Here is a 19,015-nt window from a genome sequence, read left to right as displayed (position 1 = left end):
GCGTCGAGTGCTTACCATGCGTCAGCTTTTGCTTCCAATTGCCGCGATTTTTCTAAGCGCCTGCACGTTGACACCCATCCCGCCGGTCGACCCACAGCAAGCCTGGATCGACTTCGCCACCCCGACACCAGGGGCCAAATTGGTAATGGCTCAACGCCTGGATGGAAAAACCCTGAGCGACGGGCGCTTCTTCCAGGTCCCGCCCGGCAGCCACGAATTGATGGTGCGTTTTGATTTCGAAGTGCCTACCGGCGGCAGCTTCGGCGGGCTGGGGCAAACGGATGAGCGAACCTGCTTCATCACCGTGCAGTACGACCATTTCGAAGCCGGCCAGCGCTATCGCCTGGAAGGGCGGTCGTTGGCCTATACCCCAAACATCCGGCTATACAACGCGGCGCGCCAATTGCTGGCTGAAGAACGCAGCGTCAACTGCCTCTGATCAGTCGTTGTTCTTTTGATAAACAATGGCTTTGGTGCCGTTTTCACAGGTACCAACGACCATGGCGCTATCGTGCTTATCCGCTTCTTCCTTGCTGACGACTTCCAGGGTGTAGGACGGAACGGCATTGGCCTGGATCTTGACTTCGATCTCTTTGCGAAGCTCTTCACAGTCCTTTGGCGCGGCCAGGGCCGAAGTCGCCAGTGCACCGCAGATAATCGCCAAGGCAAAACGTTTCATGAGTGAAGCTCCCTAAATGCATCGCGCACGAGTGTGCGCTCACGCTGCAGTCATCTATTCGACCACATTTGCACAGGCAGGAGCGAGCCTGCTCGCTCCTGCAAGGGGCTTGGATCAACTAACCAGGGTGCCATCCAACGTGATCTTGGCATTCAACACCTTGGACACCGGGCAACCTTCCTTGGCCTTCTTGCTCAGTTCATCGAACTGCGCCTGGCTGGCGCCGGGAATTTTCGCCTTGAGGATCAGGTGCACCGCCGTGATCGCAAAGCCGCCGTCCACCTGGTCCAGGGTGACTTCGGCCTGCGTGTCGATGCTGTCGGCCTTGAGCCCGGCATCCCCGAGAATCATGGAAAAGGCCATGGAGAAACACCCTGCATGGGCAGCGCCGATAAGCTCTTCGGGGTTGGTGCCCTTGCCGCCTTCGAAACGGGCCTTGAAGCCGTAGGGCGCTTCACGGAGCACACCGGTTTCCGTGGAAATCGAACCGATGCCAGTTTTCAGATCACCTTCCCAATGAGCCGATGCTTTTTTCTTGATACTCATAGCTGTCTCCTCAACTGTGGTTTTGCGTCTATAAGGATTCTGAGGATAGAAGCTCTGGCAAAGTTCATCTTGTCGGACAGCACCACTTATCGAGTAGGCAAATTCACATCCGCTATTGAATCTCGGGTATATGCCCTCATTGCATAGAACATGCACATGAAGCGGCAGGTTTTGGTTCGTCAAAAAGCCTGCGCCCCCTTGGAGAAGCAGGCTTATGAAATCGCTGTCCGACGTGAAGTTCTCGACCCTCGACCTGGTGCCCGTGCGGGCCAATGGCAGTCCGGCGCAATCACTGCGCAATTCCCTGGACCTTGCCCAACATGTGGAAAAATTCGGCTATAACCGCTTCTGGGTGGCCGAACACCACAACATGGACGGTATCGCCAGCTCGGCGACCTCGGTGTTGTTGGGCTATCTGGCCGGTGGTACCTCGACCATTCGGGTCGGCTCCGGGGGTGTGATGCTGCCCAACCACGCGCCGCTGGTGATCGCCGAACAATTCGGTACCCTGGAAAGCCTCTACCCGGGCCGTATCGACCTGGGCCTGGGCCGCGCGCCCGGCTCCGACCAGATGACCGCCCGCGCCCTGCGCCGTGAACGCTCCGGCAGCGCCGATGACTTCCCGGAAGATGTAACAGAACTGATGGCCTACCTGGGCCCGCGTACTCCAGACCAGCGGGTGATCGCCGTGCCAGGCACCGGCACCAACGTGCCCGTGTGGCTATTGGGCTCGAGCTTGTTCAGCGCGCAACTGGCGGGGGAGCGCGGCTTGCCTTACGCCTTCGCCTCGCATTTCGCACCGCGCCTGATGCACGAGGCGATTCGCGTCTACCGCAACCACTTCAAGCCTTCGGCGGTGCTGGATAAGCCCTACGTGATGCTCGGCATCCCGCTGGTGGCCGCCGATACCGACGAGCAGGCCGATTACCTGGCCACCTCGGTTTACCAGCGAATCCTCGCGTTGATGCGTGGGCAAAGCCTGGTGCAACGCCCGCCGGTGAAAACCATGGACGGCCTGTGGCTACCCCATGAGAAAGACGCCGTAGGCAGCTTCCTCGGACTGGCGATGGTGGGCAGCCCGGCGAAAATTCGTGCCAAGCTGGAAGTGTTGATTGAGCAAACCGGCGCCGATGAACTGATCTTTACCTGCGACCTGTACGAGCACGCTGACCGGATTCATTCCTACGAGCTGCTATCGCAGGTGATGAAGGGTTAAACGCGAGGCATAAAAAAACCGACGCACTTGCGTCGGTTTTCATGTCTGCAACACGAGATCACCCGCGCTTGTAGACGATTTCCTTGGTGCCGCCGTCGCAGCGACCGACTACCGTGCCGCCAGCAGAAGCGCCTTTGTCGACAATTTCCAGCGAATAATGCGGAACGCCTTTGGCATCGATCTTCGCTGCAATCTCGCTTTTCAGCTCTTCACACGGCTTGGCCGCCAGGGCTGTGCCCGCACCCAACAAACCTACCGCCAAACCTGTTACCAAAAAGAAGTTTTTCATCCGTTACTTTCCTTGCGCTGGTTGAAAAGAGCGCACCGACACGTAGCGCGTCGGCCCCCCTAAGGTTGTAGCGCAGCTTATGGCAATCGGCCAGCCCGCAAGTTCAACCCACGCAATCAACTATTCGCAATACGGAAGCCCACCTTGAGGGTGACCTGGAAATGCGCCGCCTTGCCATCCTTGATATGCCCACGGGTTTCGGTCACCTCAAACCACTCAAGATGCTTGATGCTCTTGCTGGCCTCGGCCAGGGCATTGTTGATGGCGTCTTCGATGCTGGTAGGGGACGAGCCCACCAATTCGACTTTCTTGTAGGTGTGATGATCGGTCATGGCAGTTTCTCCTTTAGTCGTTAATCAAGCCTAGCAGTGATTCCTCGTACTGCTTCTGGCGGCCCTTCCCACTCGGAAGTTCAGATTTACTGCACTTTCTGAAACCGCCGCAGTCGGAATCAACACACGCCACTCAATCACTCCAGGAGAGCCCACATGGCCAACACCTCGTTACGCAAAGCGTCATTGGAAAGCATGGAAGCCGAGATTTCGAGCCTGCTCAAATCCCTCGAGAGCCTCAAGGACGATGCGTCGGACGAGTCGCGCAAAACCTTGAAGGCCCTGAAAAGCAACGCCGAGAATGCCCTCAAGCATTCACGTCACCTGATCAGCGATGCCTACGAAGAAAGCAAAGTCAAAATCCGTGAAACCGGTGCCGCCACCCGAGACTACGCCCAGGAACACCCATGGACGACTGCGGGTGTCGCCATCGGTGCGCTGGGCCTGCTGGCCGCTTACCTGCTGTGCAAACGCGGCGACTAACCGTTCTGGCGCGCCAGCTCAGCCTTGAGCCATTGCGCCAGTTGCCGAGCGCGCCCGTCAGCGGCGCGCTTGGGTAGCCACAACGCCAGTTGCGCCGGGGTTTCACTGAAACCCCACGGCGCAACCAGGCGCCCCGCCCGCAAGTCTTCCGCCACCAACGGCTCAGGGGCAATCGCCACACCCAGGCCAGCCACGGCGGCTTCCAGCAAATAATATAAATGCTCAAAACCCTGCCCGTACTTCAACGCGCCGGACTCGATCCCGTGGTGCTGCGCCCAACTGGGCCAGGCTTGCGGACGCGAAGTGGTGTGCAGCAGGGATTCGCCCAGCAGCGCCTCGGCAGACGCTTGGCGCAGACGCTCATAATGAACAAAACGCGGGCTCATCACCGGACCGATACGCTCACTGGCCAATTCGTAGACCTGCATATCAGCGGGCCATGGCGGTTCCGCAAATACCAGCAGCGCGTCCAGCCCCGGGCGCCGAGGATCGAGGTCGCCTTCACCCGCCGACAGGTGCAAGCGCAAGTCCGGCAGCTCGGCGTTCAAGCGCCCCAATCGGGGAATGAACCAACGGGCCAGCAAGCTTCCTGAACATCCAAGCACAAACGGCGCATCAGCACTGCTTTGCGTGAGTTCTGCGCAGACATCCCTCAAGCGCTCAAACGCCTCAAAACTGGCGTCCCGCAGCCTGATGCCTGCATCTGTGAGTTTAAGGCCGCGCCCATCCTTGATGAACAAGCTCACACCTAAGTGTTCTTCCAACACTTTCAACTGTCGGCTGACCGCACCATGGGTCACATGCAACTGCTCAGCAGCCTGGCTGACGCTATTGAGCCGGGCAGTGGCCTCGAACGCACGCAGGGCATTGAGTGGCGGAAGGTCTCTATTCATCTGTGAGTTTTCCTGACAGGTTACGGCGATCTTATCGGTTTTCACCGCAAAGCGTCAGAGGTAGAGTGGCCATCATTGTTTTCTTATTCCTCTTTTCAAATAGCAGCCCTGGAGCGTCCCATGACTCAGACCCAGACCGATTTACGCAACGGCCCTGATGCCAACGGCCTGTTTGGCGCGTTCGGCGGCCGCTACGTGGCGGAAACCCTGATGCCGTTGATCCTCGACCTGGCCCGCGAATACGAAGCGGCGAAGATCGATCCGGCCTTCAACGAAGAATTGGCCTACTTCCAACGCGACTACGTCGGACGTCCAAGCCCGCTGTACTTCGCCGAACGCCTGACCGAGTTCTGCGGTGGCGCCAAGATCTACCTCAAGCGCGAAGAGCTGAACCACACCGGTGCCCACAAGATCAACAACTGCATCGGCCAGATCCTGCTGGCGCGGCGCATGGGCAAAAAGCGCATCATTGCCGAGACCGGCGCCGGCATGCACGGTGTGGCCACTGCCACCGTCGCCGCGCGCTTTGGCCTGCAATGCGTGATCTACATGGGCACCACCGACATCGAGCGCCAACAGGCCAACGTGTTCCGCATGAAGCTGCTGGGCGCCGAAGTAATCCCTGTGGTGGCCGGCACCGGCACCCTCAAAGATGCGATGAACGAAGCCCTGCGTGACTGGGTAACCAACGTCGACAGCACCTTCTACCTGATCGGTACCGTGGCCGGTCCACACCCGTATCCGGCCATGGTCCGCGACTTCCAGGCGGTGATCGGCAAGGAAACCCGTGACCAGTTGCAAGCCCAGGAAGGCCGTCTGCCCGACAGCCTGGTGGCGTGCATCGGTGGCGGCTCCAACGCCATGGGCCTGTTCCACCCATTCCTGAATGACACCAGCGTGGAAATCATCGGCGTCGAAGCGGCTGGCCATGGCATCGAAACCGGCAAGCACGCCGCCAGCCTAAACGGCGGCGTACCGGGCGTGCTCCACGGCAACCGCACCTTCCTGCTGCAGGACGACGACGGCCAGATCATCGACGCCCACTCGATTTCTGCAGGCCTGGATTACCCCGGCATTGGCCCTGAACATGCCTGGTTGCATGACATCGGCCGCGTTCAGTACACCTCAGTGACTGACGTTGAGGCCCTCGACGCCTTTCACAAATGCTGCCGCCTGGAAGGGATTATTCCTGCACTGGAAAGCGCCCACGCCCTGGCCGAAGTCTTCAAGCGCGCACCGACCCTGCCCAAGGATCACCTGATGGTGGTCAACCTGTCGGGCCGTGGCGACAAAGACATGCAAACCGTGATGCACCACATGGAACAGTCTCAGCAGGAGAAACACTAATGAGCCGCCTGCAAACACGTTTTGCGCAACTGAAAGAACAAAACCGCGCCGCCCTGGTGACCTTCGTCACCGCTGGCGACCCGGGTTATGACACCTCGCTGGCGATCCTCAAGGGCCTGCCGGCGGCCGGTGCCGACGTGATCGAGCTGGGCATGCCCTTCACCGACCCGATGGCCGACGGCCCGGCCATTCAACTGGCCAACATCCGCGCGCTGACCGCCAAGCAGAACCTGACGAAAACCCTGCAAATGGTCCGCGAGTTCCGCAAGGGCAACAGCGACACACCGCTGGTGCTGATGGGCTACTTCAACCCGATTCACATGTACGGCGTGCCGCGCTTCATCAGCGATGCCAAGGAAGCGGGCGTTGATGGCCTGATCGTGGTCGACATGCCACCAGAGCATAACGGCGAACTGTGCGACCCGGCCCAAGCTGCCGGTATCGACTTTATCCGCCTGACCACGCCGACCACTGACGATGTGCGCCTCCCGACCGTGCTCAACGGCAGCTCCGGCTTTGTGTACTACGTGTCGGTTGCCGGTGTGACCGGTGCTGGCGCGGCCACCCTGGAACACGTTGAAGAAGCCGTTACGCGTTTGCGTCGCCATACCGACCTGCCCATCAGCATCGGTTTTGGTATCCGCACCCCGGAGCAGGCCGCAGCCATCGCACGTCTGGCGGACGGTGTGGTGGTAGGTTCGGCGCTGATCGATCACATCGCCAATGCCAGTAACGATCAGCAGGCAATCGATGGGGTTTTGAGCCTGTGTGCCGCGCTGTCGGAAGGTGTCCGCAACGCTCGCCTGTAAGCGGCCTGTAAGCGGTAGGTAAAGTTCCTGATACAGAGGAATCATGTCGCTAAATCACGGCCTAAACAGCAAGACCAAGGGATTTCGAACCGAGTTCGAAATCCCTTTTTTGTTCGTGCAGCCGCGAGGAAGTAACCCCCATGAAAATGCCTAAACGCTTGATAGCCGGTCTCGGCGTGTTGCTGCTCGGTGCCAGCGCCCTGGCGCAAGCTGCACCCTACGACCAGGGTGGCGGACCTGACCGCGGGGGACCAGGCCAAAATGAACACCGTGGCGATGACCGTCGTGGCCCCCAGGACAACCACCGTGGCGGCCCGCCCCAGGACTTCGGCCCTGTGCGACAAGCCATCCGCGACAACCACAACGATTTCCGCCGTGGTGCACCGCCGCCGCGCGGTATTCGTCTGGTCCAGGGCCAGCCACTGCCTCGTAACTATTACGGCGAACGCCTGGACAATCGCGCCCTGGCGCACCTGCCGCAATACCCTGGCTACGAGTGGAGGCGCTCAGGTGGAGATGTCGTGTTGATCGCGATTGGCACCAGCATCGTCTATCAGATTCTGGACGGCGCGCTGTACTAGAACCCATCTGGAGAGCAAACGGCCGAGGGGTTGCTTAAACCCTCGGCCGTTTCATTTTCTGCGCTAGGCTCAATGGGCGGGCTTCATAGGTATCCGGGCCCGTAACGCACTTCATGCCTATTGCTATCTAACTTCCCTGCAAGCTCGCATCTGCATTTCTTGCCATTTCGGTCGTTAAGTTTAGTCGCATCAGAAGTCATTCTGACTCTTTGGAGTACATCATGGCATTTGATCTCATTACCCCCTCGGACCGTCGCCACTCTACCTTGCAAAAGGGCTTCAATCTGCGTTGGCCACGGGACAATGTCCAAGGCGAGTCCTCGCCTCAGGGCGCGACGAATATCTACATTTGCTACAACGAAGAGGACATTATCGAGGCCGCCGCCCTGGCCCTTGCCGTCCCCGGCGGGCGTATCACGGTGCGCAGTGGCGGGCACTGTTATGAAGGGTTCGTTGCGAACCGAATGCCTGGCGCTACCGACGAAGAACTGTCGATTCTCGATATCGGCCGGTTGAATGCCCTAGCGTACCAGGCCGACGGGAAGATCGGCTCGACGCTGGTTCCGGAGGCGCAGTACCTCTATCAGTTTCGCTTGGGCGCCGGTAGCCAGAACTGGGATACGGCCGTCGCACTGTACAAAACCGCAGGCAAGACCCTACCGGGCGGCTCGTGTTATTCCGTCGGCGCGGGCGGACATATCTGCGGTGGTGGGTATGGATTTTTCTCACGCCAGCAGGGCCTGACCTGCGATTGGTTGTCCGGCGTCGACATGCTGGTGCCCAACCCGGACGGCACGGGTTTGCTGAAGGTGCACGTTTCACGCGAAAGCACCGCAGTTGATGAGCTGGATCTGTTCGCCGCCTGCTGCGGTGCCGGCGGCGGGCAGTTCGGTATCATCACCAGCTATTACTTCAAGGCGCTGCCCGAGGCCCCCAAGGAAGTCTGTTGGCTAGTGCTGGAATGGGACTGGGCCGATCTCACCCCCCAAGTTCTCAATCGCCTGCTGGCGGCCTATCAAGCCTGGTTCGTCGACAACCAAGCAAACCCCGACACCTGGGGCCTGGCGACCAAACTGGAGATGCGCCATCAGCACACTGGCAACGTGACATTAGGCATTCACTATGTGGACAAGAATGGACTGCTTGAGGACATGGCGCCCTTCGATGATTTCGTCAGCCGCCTGCTCGCCGCCGCCGGGATAAGGGCGACCGAATCCATCACGCCGTTCTACGTTGTTCACCTGCCGCGGGGCAGCCAGGCCGGACGCACGATCGACTCACTGGAGGTGGCGCATCAAGTGGCCAGGCGCATGGATTGGCTGGCCTTCACCCAATCGGTCAACGGCTCCGGCGACAACCAACGAGGCCGCTACAAGTCGGCCTACCAGAAAGGTATTTTTACGCCTCAGGTGCTCACCGCGATCTGGGCGACCCTGACCCGACCGGACCCAGAGAACTTCCTGACCCAGAGCCTGATCCAGATCCAGTCCTTTGGCGGTCGCATCAATGAAATGGATGGCCCGGTACGAGCGCAGACCTCGGCGGCCCAACGCTCGTCCTACCTCAAGTGGCAACCACAATGTTACTGGCGTGACGCGTCTGCCGAGTCGGACCAGGCCCACGCAGACTGGATCCGTGGACTCTATTTCCAAGCCTTCTCCGACACTGTGGGCGTACCCGTCAATGACCAGTTCGAGGGGTGTTACATCAACTATCCAGACTTGGACATGACGTTCCTGGGAGGCGATCCGGCCAACGAGAAAAACGACCAGTGGTACCGGATATTTTTCCCGAACACCATCATTGAAAGCCGCCTACGCCGCACCAAGAAACGCTGGGACCCTCACAATATCTTCCGTAACGAAATGTCAGTCCCGACAGGGCCGTAACCTGGATAAAGCGGGCGACCTCAGGTCGCCCGCTCGTCCTTCAATTCGATACGTTCAACCTTGCCCACCAGCAGTACATAGGACAACGCACCCAGCAGCGCGAGTACTGAGATGTACGTGATAGCCGGGGCAAACGAATCCCCGCTGGCCAGAAAGCCTATAACAATCGGCGTGGTGATAGCCGACAGATTGCCAATGAAATTGAACACGCCACCCGTTAATCCCAGCAACCGTGCGGGCGCCAGGGTCGACACCAGTGACCAGGTGATCGACGCCAGACCATTACCGAAGAATGCCACCGCCAGGAACGCAATCACCCAGCCTGTCGAGTCAACAAAGTTGGCCCCGATGATCGCTGTGGAAATCAGCAGCCCACCAATGATCGGCAGCTTACGCGCAAAGCCCACCGAAGCACCGCGACGAATCAGCCAGTCGGAAAACAGCCCCGAACACAGTACGCCGACAAACGCAGCCAGGAAGGGCAGGGACGCCAGCAGGCCAGACTTGATGAAGTCCATGCCGCGATATTTCACCAAGTAGGTAGGGAACCACGTCAGGAAAAACCACAGCGTCGAGTTCAGGCAGAACTGCCCCAGGTAAATGCCCCAGAGTTTGCGTTTGCTCAACACAATCCCCAAGTCAACCCAACTGAAGGGAGTCTTGCGTTTGGCAGTTTGCGAAGACAGGTCCACCAACCCGCCCCCCTCACGGATCAGTTCGATTTCAGCGCTGTTAACACCCTTGAAATCCCGTGGCTCACGGTACACCGCGTACCAGACCAAGGCCCAGAGAATTCCCACGGCCCCGGTGCTGAAAAACACTACTTGCCAGCCATAGTGATGCTGCATCCAAGCCAGTACGGGCGTCAGGAACGCCAACCCGACAAACTGCCCGGAGGTATAGAAACCAATGGCAGTGGCGCGTTCACGCTCGGGAAACCAGCTGGTGACCACGCGGCTGTTGATAGGATAAGCCGGGGCCTCCAGAGCACCCACCGCCATGCGTAAAACAAACAGTGCAATGAAGCTCGCGGCAAATCCGAGCATGACGGTGGCAATAGACCATAGCAACAAGGCCACGGTGTACAGAATACGTGGTGGAACCCGGTCCACCAGCCACCCACCAGGGATTTGCATGGCGGCGTAGGTCCAGCCGAAAGCGGAGAAGATCAACCCCACATGCACCGGGTCGATGCCCAAGTCAGAGGTCAGGGCGGGTGCGGCAATCGACAGGTTGCTGCGGTCCAGGTAGTTGATCACCACGGTGATAAACAGCAGGACCATGATGAAATAGCGCTTTCGGCTGGGCGTGACCAGCTTCGCCTGCCCTGTAAAGGATTCAGGTTGCATGGGGGGTGCCTCTTTTTATGTTTATTGAGGGACTTGTTGGAGAAAACGGATCAAAGGTGGGAGCGAGCAAGTCGAATCGTCGCACCGCCGCTCCCACATTGACCGCGTTCCTTCAGATGATTCGCGCGGGGCTTACCACTCCGCAAAACTCCCATCGGCATGGCGCCAGATCGGGTTGCGCCAGCGGTGCCCGATGGCAGCACGCTCGATCACATACTCCTCGTTGATCTCAATGCCCAGCCCCGGCCCGTTAGGGATTTTCACGAAGCCCTGGTCGTAGTCGAAAACCCCCGGATCGCGGACGTAGTCCAGCAGATCGTTGCTCTCGTTGTAGTGGATGCCCAGGCTCTGTTCCTGGATGAACGCGTTGTAGCAGACCGCGTCCAGTTGCAGGCACGCCGCCAGGGCAATCGGGCCCAGCGGGCAGTGCAGCGCCAGGGCCACGTCGTAGGCTTCGGCCATGTTGGCGATCTTGCGGGTTTCGGTGATGCCGCCGGCGTGGGACGCGTCGGGCTGGATGATGTCGACGTAACCCTCACTGAGCACGCGTTTGAAATCCCAGCGGGAGAACAGCCGTTCGCCAAGGGCTATCGGGGTGCTGGTCAAGGGCGCCAATTCTTTCAGGGCTTCGTAGTTTTCGCTGAGCACCGGCTCTTCGATAAACATCAATTTGTAAGGGTCCAGCTCCTTCATCAGCACCTTGGCCATGGGCTTGTGCACCCGGCCATGGAAGTCCACGCCGATGCCGACGTTCGGGCCCACCGCATCACGTACGGCAGCCACGTTGGCCAGGGCCAGGTCGACTTTTTCAAAACTGTCGAGAAATTGCAGCTCTTCGGTGCCGTTCATTTTCACAGCGGTAAAGCCGCGGGCAACGGCTTCTTTAGCTGCACGAGCGGTGTCTGCCGGACGGTCACCGCCGATCCACGAATAGACGCGGATCTTGTCCCGCACCTGACCACCCAGCAGGTCGCTGACCGACACACCGAGGGCCTTGCCCTTGATGTCCCACAGCGCCTGGTCGATACCAGCCAACGCGCTCATGTGAATCGCGCCGCCACGGTAGAAGCCGCCGCGATAGAGCACGGTCCAGATGTCTTCGATGTTGCGTGGGTCTTTGCCGATCAAGTAGTCGGAAAGCTCTTCCACTGCGGCGGCCACGGTATGGGCGCGGCCCTCGACTACGGGCTCGCCCCAGCCGGTCACGCCCTGGTCGGTTTCTACCTTGAGGAAGCACCAGCGCGGCGGGACGATGAAGGTCGTCAGTTTGGTGATTTTCATCTTCTTATCGCTCTTGTAGATGGAGAAAGGTAATCAGCCCAAGGCGTTCCAGGCCGCGACGTAGGCTTGGGCGCGGCTCGCCACTTGATCTGCAGTCATGCCCGGCTTGAATAACCCGGAGCCCAGGCCGAAACCTTTGACGCCCGCGTCGAAAAACACCTGCATGTTCTCTGGCGTAATCCCGCCCACCGGCAGCAACACCGTGCCCGCCGGCAATACCGCGAGCCAGGCCTTGACCACCGCCGGGCCCATTTGCTCGGCGGGGAACAGCTTCAACACATCGGCGCCTTCGGCCAGCGCGGCGAAGGCTTCGGTGGGCGTGGCGACCCCGGGCGACAGATACAAACCCGCCGCTTTGGCCGCCCGCAACACCTTGGCATCGCTGTGGGGCATGACGATCACTTGGCCGCCGGCGGCTTTCACCTGCGTCACCTGTTCGGGGGTCAATACGGTGCCGGCACCGATCAGGCAATCAGCCGGCAAGGTATCGCGCAGGGTGCGGATACTGGTGTACGGATCCGGTGAGTTGAGCGGCACTTCGATCACCCGAAAGCCGGCCTGGTACAGCACCTGGCCGATGCCCGCGGCCTCTTCAGGACGCACGCCGCGCAGGATCGCGATCAAACCGTTGTGTGTCAGTGCTTGCTTGAGCATGTCGGGCCTCTAGTCAGGTTGAACGGATGCGGCAACCAGCCCGGCGGCGACTGCGAGCTGCCACAAACCGCGCTCGGTGGCCTCTTGTGCGAGGGTCACGTGGGAAAAGCCGCAGAGTGCCAGCGCACGTTGGTAGCGGGTGCACAGTTGAGTGTTGCCCACTAGAACGATGTCGGGCTGCGGGTTGCTATTGAGTGCCAGCAATTCATGACCGATCAGCAGCCCGGACAGATAGTCCGCTTGCTCATGGCCCGCCAGCTCACCGGTCAGCCCCAGCGTGCGAGCGCTGAACAAGGTCGACAGCGGCCCGCGTTGGCCGTCCGCCGACAACGCTACCCGCACGCCCCGGTCAAAAGCCTCGGCCTGAAACTGCGCGGACGGTTGTTGGGTACGTCCCAGGATGCTGTGCTGGCTGAGCACGGCGAACAGCTCGCCGGTCATGAAGGTGTCGAAATGAGTGATACAGCCTTCCACCACCTCGACCCATTTTGAATGGCTGCCCGGCAGGCCGATCAACCGTCGGTTGGCCACATCGAGCGGCAAGCTTTGCAGCACCCCCAACACCTGGGTTTCTTCGCCGCGCATTACGTTAGGCAAGCCGCCGCGCTGGATCACACCAGGCACGATATGCACATCGACGCCCCGCAGGCTGCGCACAACGTGCAATGCCTGGCCGAGGGTCGCGACATCGGCCGGCGTGTCGCGATAAGCCGCTTCACTCCAACCCTGCGCACTGCCCACCATGCCGCAAGCGATGACAGGGAGCGTGGGCTGCTCATCCAGCCAATCGCTACAGGCAGCGTCAAACGCCAATTCGAAACCATTGCTGCACAAAACCCCGGCGATCTCCCGAGGCTCGGTGGGCAGGTGCATGATCCCCGACGCCAATGCGCGTCGTTCGAGGACGACGCCTGCGGGGCCGAGCTTATAAGCACGAAGGGAACTGGTTCCCCAATCGAGCGCGATCAATTGCGCCTGCATCGCTTCACCTGAAGTCTTCTGAGCGGATGAGGCGAATATAAACCCAAGAGCCTTAAAGTCTCAATATATAAATATCAGTCCCATATATAGGGAACAAAAACATCTAAAATATCGACAAGTCCAATGTCCGCATCGCCCCCATCCAGATCGCATGCTCGGTATGGTCTTTCAAGTCATCACCGGTATCGGGATGCAGAAACACCACCAGACCGTTGCGATTGAGCGCCAGCCACGGCAAGACCACGCCGATGTATTCCGGCTCAAACGCCAACTGACAACTCCAATCCGGGTGCGGCCCCACCGGGCGCTCATGTACTCGGCCCATGCGCAGCGGGAACAATTGCGCGGCCTCTTCGCAGAGCTTGCGCGCCTGATCGATCGTGCTGGCGTCGAAATAGATATGGGCGTGGTAGCCCTTGATACGTTGCATGACAGGCTCCGGACTCAATGATCGGCAAATCCTAGACCGCAATGGACGGCAGGGCCAGGCCAGTCAGGGATTGCGCGCTGCGGGCCTGCTCCGCCACCAGCCAGTCGACAAAGCGTTCGATCAACTGCCCCCGACGTTTGCGTTGGGGCAGCACCACGTAATAACCAAAACGCGAGATCACGGTGTCGCCAATCGGCCGGCACAGCCACTTTTGTTCCAGCAAGTTATCCACCAGGTGTCGCCAACCGATGGCCACGCCTTGCCCGGCAATCGCCGCCTGGATCAACAGCGTGTAGTTATCGAAGCGCAGTTGGCCAGGCGTGGGCGCGGCGGTGATACCCAGTTCGCGGAATACGCCGCTCCAGTCGAACCACTGGCTGTTGTTTTCCTGGCGCAGGTGCAGCAACGGGTACTCCTGCAGGCTCTGTATCGACAACGGGGTCGTGCGGTCCTTGAGCAACTGCGGGCTGCACACCGGAAACACCTCTTCGTTGAACAACCACAGGCTCTCGCCCTGCTTGAAGCGTCCGTCGCCAAACAACACGGCCACATCGATATCGCTGCGCAACGTGGCGTGATTGCGCTCGCTGGTGACCAGGCTCACATCCACCTGCGGGTTGGCTTCATGGAAGCGATGCAGACGCGGCATCAGCCAATAGGCGGCGAAGGCAAAATCGGTCGCCACTTGCAGCACTTCGTGCTGATCCTGTTGGGTGATGGTGCTCAAGCCCTGGTTGATGTTCTGCAAGCCGGCCTGTACGTGCTCGAACAGCAGCGCGCCGGCATCGGTCAGTTCAATGCCACGGTAGATGCGGTCAAACAGGCGCACCGCCAGTTGTTCTTCCAGGCGCTTGATCTGCTGGCTGATGGCGGGCTGGGTAGTGCCCAGTTCCATTGCCGCCGCGGTAAAACTGCGTTGCCGCGCTGCCGCTTCAAAGGCGCGCAGCAGATCCAGTGACAGGTCGCCGAGGGATTCATACATAAGCTGTGCTTATCCTAGACATTGCTTTTCATGGGCTTTACCACGTTTTCCATGGCCTGCATGCTCAATCGCATAAATATCGACTATGGAATGCCGCGAAACCATGAAGCGCAAGAACATTCTTTTCATCATGGCCGATCAAATGGCCGCGCCGATGCTTCCGTTCTACGGTCCTTCGCCTATCAAACTGCCGAACCTGAGCCGCCTGGCCGCCGAAGGCGTGGTGTTCGACGCCGCTTATTGCAACAGTCCGCTGTGCGCACCCTCGCGCTTTACCCTGGTGAGCGGGCAACTGCCGAGCAAGATCGGCGCCTACGACAACGCGGCGGATTTCCCTGCCGACGTACCGACTTATGCCCACTACCTGCGCCGCCTCGGCTACCGCACCGCGCTCTCGGGCAAGATGCATTTCTGCGGCCCGGATCAACTCCACGGCTATGAAGAACGCCTGACCAGCGACATCTACCCGGCCGACTATGGCTGGGCGGTGAACTGGGATGAACCGGACGTGCGCCCAACCTGGTATCACAACATGTCGTCGGTGCTGCAAGCCGGGCCGTGCGTGCGCACCAACCAGTTGGATTTCGACGAAGAGGTGGTGTTCAAGGCCCAGCAGTACCTGTTCGACCATATCCGCGAGGACGGTGACCAGCCGTTTTGCCTCACCGTGTCGATGACCCATCCACACGACCCGTACACCATTCCCAAGCCGTTCTGGGACCTGTACGACGACAACGACATCCCGCTGCCTGCAACCCCGCCACAGGCTGATCTAGACCCACATTCCCAACGCCTGCTCAAGGTCTACGACCTGTGGGACGAGCCGCTGCCTGTGGACAAGATCCGCGATGCCCGCCGCGCGTACTTCGGCGCCTGCAGCTACATCGACAGCAACGTCGGCAAGCTGCTGCAAACCCTGGAAGACACCGGCCTGGCAGACGACACCATCATCATCTTCTCCGGCGACCACGGCGACATGCTCGGCGAGCGTGGGCTCTGGTACAAAATGCACTGGTTTGAAATGGCCGCCCGGGTGCCGCTGCTGATCAGTGCGCCGGGGCAATTCAAGGCAGGCCGCGTGACGGCGGCGGTCTCCACCGCCGACCTGCTGCCGACCCTGGTGCAACTGGCTGGCGGAGAGCTTGAAGCTAACTTGCCACTGGATGGCCGCTCGCTGGTCCCGCACTTGCAAGGGCAGGGCGGGCATGACGAAGTGTTCGGCGAATACATGGCCGAAGGCACCATCGGGCCGCTGATGATGATCCGCCGGGGCGCCTACAAGTTCATCTACAGCGAAGACGATCCGTGTCTATTGTTCGATGTACACAACGACCCGCACGAGCAGAAAGAGCTCAGCCAGTCACCGGAACACCGGTCGCGGTTCGATGCATTCCTTAATGAAGCGCGGGCCAAATGGGACATTCCGGCGATCCACCAGCAGGTGCTCGCCAGCCAACGTCGTCGTCGCCTGGTCAGCCAGGCGCTGACCCAGGGCAAGCTGAAGAGCTGGGACCACCAGCCACTGGTGGACGCCAGTCAGCAATACATGCGCAACCATATCGACCTTGACGATCTGGAGCGTAAAGCACGTTACCCACAACCCTGCCAAAACCAATAAAACCAAGGGGAAGGCCATGATGAAGTTATCCACAGCACTGGGCGTCGGTCTGCTGGCATTAAGCAGCGCCAACGCTTACGCGGACTCGAGTTGCGAGACGGTGAAAATGGCCGATCCAGGCTGGAGTGATATCGCCGCGACCAACGCCATTACCGGTTTTTTACTGACCGGCATGGGCTACAAAGCCAAGGTCGATACCCTCGCGGTACCCATCACGTTTGGTGGGCTCAAGGACGGCCAGGTGGATGTGTTCATGGGTAACTGGATGCCCGCGCAGCAAGGCTTCTATGACAAGTTCGTGGCCAATGGCGATGTGGTGCAACTGGCGAAGAACCTCGACGGCACCGAGTTCACCCTCGCCGTGCCGGACTATGTGTGGGACGCCGGTGTGCATGACTTTGCCGACCTCAACAAATTTGCCGACAAGTTCGACAAGAAGATCTACGGCATCGGTTCGGGTGCACCGGCGAATATCTCGCTGCAAGAGATCATCAAGAAGAACGACTTCGACCTGGGCCAGTGGAAGCTGATCGAATCCAGCGAACAGGCGATGCTCGCCGAAGTGTCCCGGGCGGTGAAAAAACAGCGCTTCGTGACCTTCCTCGGCTGGACCCCGCACCCGATGAACGTGCAGTTGAAGATGCATTACCTCAAGGGTGGGGAGAAGTACTTTGGCGACACAGGCAGCGTGTACACGTTGACGCGCAAGGGCTATGCGCAGTCTTGCCCCAACGTGGGGAAACTGCTGACCAACCTGAGTTTTACCCAGGAGATGGAGAACAGCATCATGGCTGAGGCGGTGAACAAGAAAGTCAGCAATGCTGAGGCGGCGAAGGCGTGGATCAAGGCGAATCCGGCGGTGCTGGATAAGTGGTTGGACGGGGTTAAAACCGTGGATGGGCAGGATGCATTGGCGGCGGTAAAAGCCAAACTCTGACGCCCGACACCTATCCCTGTGGGAGCTGGCTTGCCTGCGATAGCATCACGCGTTTTAACAGGTAACCCAAGGCGCCTGCATCGCGGGCAAGCCCGGCTCCCACAGTCGGGTGATACCCTGATTCAAACCTTTTCAACCGAGCGCCCAATGCCCCGGCCCAACCGCCATACCCTTTTCCCCTTCCTGAGCTGGCTGCCGCGCCAAACCCGCGCCAGCGTCGGGCGGGACGCCATCGTCGGGCTCAGTGGCGCAGTCCTGGCGCTACCGCAATCCATTGCCTACGCATTGATCGCCGGTCTCCCACCAGAATATGGCCTCTACGCCGCGATTATCCCGGTATTGATCGCCTGCCTCTGGGGCTCATCCTGGCATTTGATCTGCGGCCCGACGGCGGCGATCTCCATCGTGCTCTATGCCAGCATCAGCCCGCTGGCAGTGCCCGGATCCCAGGACTACATCACCTTGATCCTGCTGCTGACCCTCCTCGCCGGAGTGTTTCAGTGGTTACTGGGCATGCTGCGCTTCGGCGCCTTGGTGAATTTCGTCTCGCACTCCGTGGTGCTCGGTTTCACCCTCGGTGCGGCGGTGGTGATTGCCTTGGGGCAGTTACCCAATCTGCTGGGGCTGGACCTGCCGAGCGAGGCCACGGCGATCAACAGCCTGCTGGCGCTGATCAACCACGCGGGGGAGTGGGATCATCCTTCGCTCGTGCTCGGGTTGGGCACCTTGGCCGTGGGTGTATTGCTCAAGTTAGTGGTGCCACGCTGGCCGACCTTGTTGATTGCCCTGACCCTGGGCAGCCTGGTGGCCTGGCTGTGGCCGGCGATGTTCGGGCACGTCGCGCTGGTCAGCGCCTTCGTCGGCAAACTGCCACCGTTCAGCCCGCTGCCGATGGATCTGGACATGGTCCTGCGCCTTCTGCCCAGCGCTGTGGCGGTGGGCATGCTGGGGTTGGTGACCAGCCTGTCGATTGCTCGCTCGTTGTCGGCACGCTCCCAACAATTGCTCGACGCCAACCAGGAAGTCCGCGCCCAGGGACTGTCGAACATCGTGGGCGGATTTTTCTCCGGGTATCTATCGGCCGGTTCCTTCACCCGTTCGGGCCTGAGCTACGAGGCGGGCGCCTGCTCACCCTTGGCCGGCGTATTTTCTGCGCTGTGGGTCGCAGTGTTTGCGCTGTTCGGCGCCGCGTTGATCGCCCATATCCCAATCCCAAGCATGGCCGCCAGCATTCTGCTGATTTGTTGGGGGCTGGTGGACCATCGGGGCATTCGCGCATTGTTCCGGGTCAGCCACGCCGAGTTCGTGGTGATGAGCCTGACCTGCGCCGCCACGCTGCTGCTGGAGTTGCAGACGGCGATCTACGCTGGCGTATTAGCGTCGTTGTTTTTCTACCTCAAGCGCACCTCGCAGCCACGGGTCCAGCAATGGCGTGACGGCGAGGAAGATGTGTTGCGGGTGGGCGGATCGATCTTTTTTGGCGCCAGCCATTACCTGCAAGTGCGCCTGCAAAGCTTGCAGGGCCAGCGGGTGGTGATCGAGGCGCAGCAGATCAACTTTATCGACTATTCCGGGGTGGAAATGCTGCACCAGGAAGCGCGGCGATTGAAGGGGTTGGGACGCAGCCTGACGTTGCGCCGGGCCAGGCCGCAGGTGGTGGAAGAGTTGAAGAAGCTGGAAGGGGCCGATAAATGCCCCCTCCATTTTGAAGACTGAACA

Annotated in this window: 21 protein-coding genes; 10 read left to right on the top strand and 11 right to left on the bottom strand. The window is 60.0% G+C overall.

From position 1 onward, the window contains the following. Positions 1–16 precede the first annotated feature (16 nt). Positions 17–439 carry a hypothetical protein gene (locus HKK55_RS25735; protein ID WP_169357186.1) on the top strand — a complete coding sequence of 141 codons (423 nt, stop codon included), beginning with the start codon at positions 17–19 and terminating at the stop codon, positions 437–439. Here HKK55_RS25735 and HKK55_RS25730 read toward each other — a convergent pair whose 3' ends face one another. Further along, a complete protein-coding gene (locus HKK55_RS25730) occupies positions 440–679 on the bottom strand; it encodes a DUF1161 domain-containing protein (RefSeq protein WP_155582281.1) in 240 nt (79 codons plus the stop codon). A 114-nt stretch (positions 680–793) separates the two neighbouring features. After that, a complete protein-coding gene (locus HKK55_RS25725) occupies positions 794–1,225 on the bottom strand; it encodes an OsmC family protein (protein ID WP_169357185.1) in 432 nt (143 codons plus the stop codon). A gap of 214 nt (positions 1,226–1,439) precedes the next feature. On the opposite strand from HKK55_RS25725, the gene HKK55_RS25720 reads away from it, so the two are divergent. After that, positions 1,440–2,441 carry an LLM class flavin-dependent oxidoreductase gene (locus tag HKK55_RS25720; RefSeq protein WP_169357184.1) on the top strand — a complete coding sequence of 334 codons (1,002 nt, stop codon included), beginning with the start codon at positions 1,440–1,442 and terminating at the stop codon, positions 2,439–2,441. A gap of 58 nt (positions 2,442–2,499) precedes the next feature. Here HKK55_RS25720 and HKK55_RS25715 read toward each other — a convergent pair whose 3' ends face one another. After that, entirely contained in the window at positions 2,500–2,730 is a 231-nt protein-coding gene (locus HKK55_RS25715) for a DUF1161 domain-containing protein (protein WP_155582284.1), read from the bottom strand. Positions 2,731–2,846: 116 nt separating this feature from the next. Further along, positions 2,847–3,062: a dodecin gene (locus HKK55_RS25710; protein WP_029290270.1), complete on the bottom strand. Its 216-nt coding sequence runs from the start codon at positions 3,060–3,062 to the stop codon at positions 2,847–2,849. A 156-nt stretch (positions 3,063–3,218) separates the two neighbouring features. Between HKK55_RS25710 and HKK55_RS25705 the strand changes: the two genes are divergently transcribed. Continuing rightward, complete coding sequence (locus tag HKK55_RS25705; RefSeq protein ID WP_155582285.1) at positions 3,219–3,545, top strand: YqjD family protein; 327 nt, start codon at positions 3,219–3,221, stop codon at positions 3,543–3,545. Here the strand turns inward: HKK55_RS25705 and HKK55_RS25700 are convergent. Beyond that, entirely contained in the window at positions 3,542–4,438 is an 897-nt protein-coding gene (locus HKK55_RS25700) for a LysR family transcriptional regulator (RefSeq protein WP_169357183.1), read from the bottom strand. The two genes, HKK55_RS25705 and HKK55_RS25700, sit on opposite strands and share 4 nt — an antisense overlap. 120 nt (positions 4,439–4,558) lie before the next feature. Here HKK55_RS25700 and trpB point away from each other — a divergent pair, with 120 nt between their 5' ends. The 4 genes from trpB to HKK55_RS25680 all read left to right on the top strand — a co-directional run bounded on the left by trpB (position 4,559) and on the right by HKK55_RS25680 (position 9,064). Continuing rightward, positions 4,559–5,785 carry a tryptophan synthase subunit beta gene (gene trpB / locus HKK55_RS25695; RefSeq protein WP_169357182.1) on the top strand — a complete coding sequence of 409 codons (1,227 nt, stop codon included), beginning with the start codon at positions 4,559–4,561 and terminating at the stop codon, positions 5,783–5,785. Next, positions 5,785–6,594 (top strand): tryptophan synthase subunit alpha, encoded by an 810-nt coding sequence (trpA, locus tag HKK55_RS25690; protein WP_169357181.1) that lies wholly within the window; start codon positions 5,785–5,787, stop codon positions 6,592–6,594. Before trpB ends, trpA begins: the two co-directional genes overlap by 1 nt. Before the next feature lie 140 nt (positions 6,595–6,734). Beyond that, a complete protein-coding gene (locus tag HKK55_RS25685; protein ID WP_169357180.1) occupies positions 6,735–7,175 on the top strand; it encodes an RcnB family protein in 441 nt (146 codons plus the stop codon). 221 nt (positions 7,176–7,396) lie between these two features. Continuing rightward, positions 7,397–9,064, top strand: a complete 1,668-nt coding sequence (locus HKK55_RS25680) for a BBE domain-containing protein (RefSeq protein WP_169357179.1) — start codon at positions 7,397–7,399, stop codon at positions 9,062–9,064. 20 nt (positions 9,065–9,084) lie between these two features. Here HKK55_RS25680 and HKK55_RS25675 read toward each other — a convergent pair whose 3' ends face one another. From HKK55_RS25675 to HKK55_RS25650, 6 genes are all read right to left on the bottom strand, one after another. Next, positions 9,085–10,413: an MFS transporter gene (locus HKK55_RS25675; protein ID WP_169357178.1), complete on the bottom strand. Its 1,329-nt coding sequence runs from the start codon at positions 10,411–10,413 to the stop codon at positions 9,085–9,087. A 132-nt stretch (positions 10,414–10,545) separates the two neighbouring features. Beyond that, positions 10,546–11,694, bottom strand: a complete 1,149-nt coding sequence (gene dgoD, locus HKK55_RS25670) for a galactonate dehydratase (protein ID WP_149412796.1) — start codon at positions 11,692–11,694, stop codon at positions 10,546–10,548. A 33-nt stretch (positions 11,695–11,727) separates the two neighbouring features. Continuing rightward, complete coding sequence (locus HKK55_RS25665; RefSeq protein WP_169357177.1) at positions 11,728–12,348, bottom strand: 2-dehydro-3-deoxy-6-phosphogalactonate aldolase; 621 nt, start codon at positions 12,346–12,348, stop codon at positions 11,728–11,730. Positions 12,349–12,357: 9 nt separating this feature from the next. Beyond that, complete coding sequence (locus HKK55_RS25660; protein ID WP_169357176.1) at positions 12,358–13,329, bottom strand: 2-dehydro-3-deoxygalactonokinase; 972 nt, start codon at positions 13,327–13,329, stop codon at positions 12,358–12,360. Between the two features lie 103 nt (positions 13,330–13,432). Next, a complete protein-coding gene (locus tag HKK55_RS25655; RefSeq protein ID WP_169357175.1) occupies positions 13,433–13,759 on the bottom strand; it encodes a DOPA 4,5-dioxygenase family protein in 327 nt (108 codons plus the stop codon). Between the two features lie 31 nt (positions 13,760–13,790). Next, complete coding sequence (locus tag HKK55_RS25650; protein WP_169357174.1) at positions 13,791–14,741, bottom strand: LysR family transcriptional regulator; 951 nt, start codon at positions 14,739–14,741, stop codon at positions 13,791–13,793. 103 nt (positions 14,742–14,844) lie between these two features. Here HKK55_RS25650 and betC point away from each other — a divergent pair, with 103 nt between their 5' ends. From betC to HKK55_RS25635, 3 genes are all read left to right on the top strand, one after another. Beyond that, entirely contained in the window at positions 14,845–16,359 is a 1,515-nt protein-coding gene (betC, locus tag HKK55_RS25645) for a choline-sulfatase (protein WP_169357173.1), read from the top strand. A gap of 16 nt (positions 16,360–16,375) precedes the next feature. Next, on the top strand, positions 16,376–17,296 hold the full coding sequence (gene choX / locus HKK55_RS25640) for a choline ABC transporter substrate-binding protein (protein WP_169357172.1): 921 nt from the start codon (positions 16,376–16,378) through the stop codon (positions 17,294–17,296). Between the two features lie 147 nt (positions 17,297–17,443). Continuing rightward, positions 17,444–19,012: a SulP family inorganic anion transporter gene (locus tag HKK55_RS25635; protein WP_169357171.1), complete on the top strand. Its 1,569-nt coding sequence runs from the start codon at positions 17,444–17,446 to the stop codon at positions 19,010–19,012. Positions 19,013–19,015: the final 3 nt, after the last annotated feature.

It is taken from the genome of Pseudomonas sp. ADAK18 (assembly GCF_012935695.1).
In the GTDB taxonomy this organism is placed as follows: domain Bacteria; phylum Pseudomonadota; class Gammaproteobacteria; order Pseudomonadales; family Pseudomonadaceae; genus Aquipseudomonas.
Note: the sequence above shows the minus strand (reverse complement) of the source record. Positions and strands in the feature narration are given on the sequence as shown.

What these genes read in the sequence shown, in the direction of transcription:
- HKK55_RS25735 (WP_169357186.1), top strand. Translation starts at nt 17, where the DNA reads ATGCGTCAGCTTTTGCTTCCAATTGCCGCGATTTTTCTAAGCGCCTGC.
- HKK55_RS25730 (WP_155582281.1), bottom strand. Translation starts at nt 679, where the DNA reads ATGAAACGTTTTGCCTTGGCGATTATCTGCGGTGCACTGGCGACTTCG.
- HKK55_RS25725 (WP_169357185.1), bottom strand. Translation starts at nt 1,225, where the DNA reads ATGAGTATCAAGAAAAAAGCATCGGCTCATTGGGAAGGTGATCTGAAA.
- HKK55_RS25720 (WP_169357184.1), top strand. Translation starts at nt 1,440, where the DNA reads ATGAAATCGCTGTCCGACGTGAAGTTCTCGACCCTCGACCTGGTGCCC.
- HKK55_RS25715 (WP_155582284.1), bottom strand. Translation starts at nt 2,730, where the DNA reads ATGAAAAACTTCTTTTTGGTAACAGGTTTGGCGGTAGGTTTGTTGGGT.
- HKK55_RS25710 (WP_029290270.1), bottom strand. Translation starts at nt 3,062, where the DNA reads ATGACCGATCATCACACCTACAAGAAAGTCGAATTGGTGGGCTCGTCC.
- HKK55_RS25705 (WP_155582285.1), top strand. Translation starts at nt 3,219, where the DNA reads ATGGCCAACACCTCGTTACGCAAAGCGTCATTGGAAAGCATGGAAGCC.
- HKK55_RS25700 (WP_169357183.1), bottom strand. Translation starts at nt 4,438, where the DNA reads ATGAATAGAGACCTTCCGCCACTCAATGCCCTGCGTGCGTTCGAGGCC.
- trpB (WP_169357182.1), top strand. Translation starts at nt 4,559, where the DNA reads ATGACTCAGACCCAGACCGATTTACGCAACGGCCCTGATGCCAACGGC.
- trpA (WP_169357181.1), top strand. Translation starts at nt 5,785, where the DNA reads ATGAGCCGCCTGCAAACACGTTTTGCGCAACTGAAAGAACAAAACCGC.
- HKK55_RS25685 (WP_169357180.1), top strand. Translation starts at nt 6,735, where the DNA reads ATGAAAATGCCTAAACGCTTGATAGCCGGTCTCGGCGTGTTGCTGCTC.
- HKK55_RS25680 (WP_169357179.1), top strand. Translation starts at nt 7,397, where the DNA reads ATGGCATTTGATCTCATTACCCCCTCGGACCGTCGCCACTCTACCTTG.
- HKK55_RS25675 (WP_169357178.1), bottom strand. Translation starts at nt 10,413, where the DNA reads ATGCAACCTGAATCCTTTACAGGGCAGGCGAAGCTGGTCACGCCCAGC.
- dgoD (WP_149412796.1), bottom strand. Translation starts at nt 11,694, where the DNA reads ATGAAAATCACCAAACTGACGACCTTCATCGTCCCGCCGCGCTGGTGC.
- HKK55_RS25665 (WP_169357177.1), bottom strand. Translation starts at nt 12,348, where the DNA reads ATGCTCAAGCAAGCACTGACACACAACGGTTTGATCGCGATCCTGCGC.
- HKK55_RS25660 (WP_169357176.1), bottom strand. Translation starts at nt 13,329, where the DNA reads ATGCAGGCGCAATTGATCGCGCTCGATTGGGGAACCAGTTCCCTTCGT.
- HKK55_RS25655 (WP_169357175.1), bottom strand. Translation starts at nt 13,759, where the DNA reads ATGCAACGTATCAAGGGCTACCACGCCCATATCTATTTCGACGCCAGC.
- HKK55_RS25650 (WP_169357174.1), bottom strand. Translation starts at nt 14,741, where the DNA reads ATGTATGAATCCCTCGGCGACCTGTCACTGGATCTGCTGCGCGCCTTT.
- betC (WP_169357173.1), top strand. Translation starts at nt 14,845, where the DNA reads ATGAAGCGCAAGAACATTCTTTTCATCATGGCCGATCAAATGGCCGCG.
- choX (WP_169357172.1), top strand. Translation starts at nt 16,376, where the DNA reads ATGATGAAGTTATCCACAGCACTGGGCGTCGGTCTGCTGGCATTAAGC.
- HKK55_RS25635 (WP_169357171.1), top strand. Translation starts at nt 17,444, where the DNA reads ATGCCCCGGCCCAACCGCCATACCCTTTTCCCCTTCCTGAGCTGGCTG.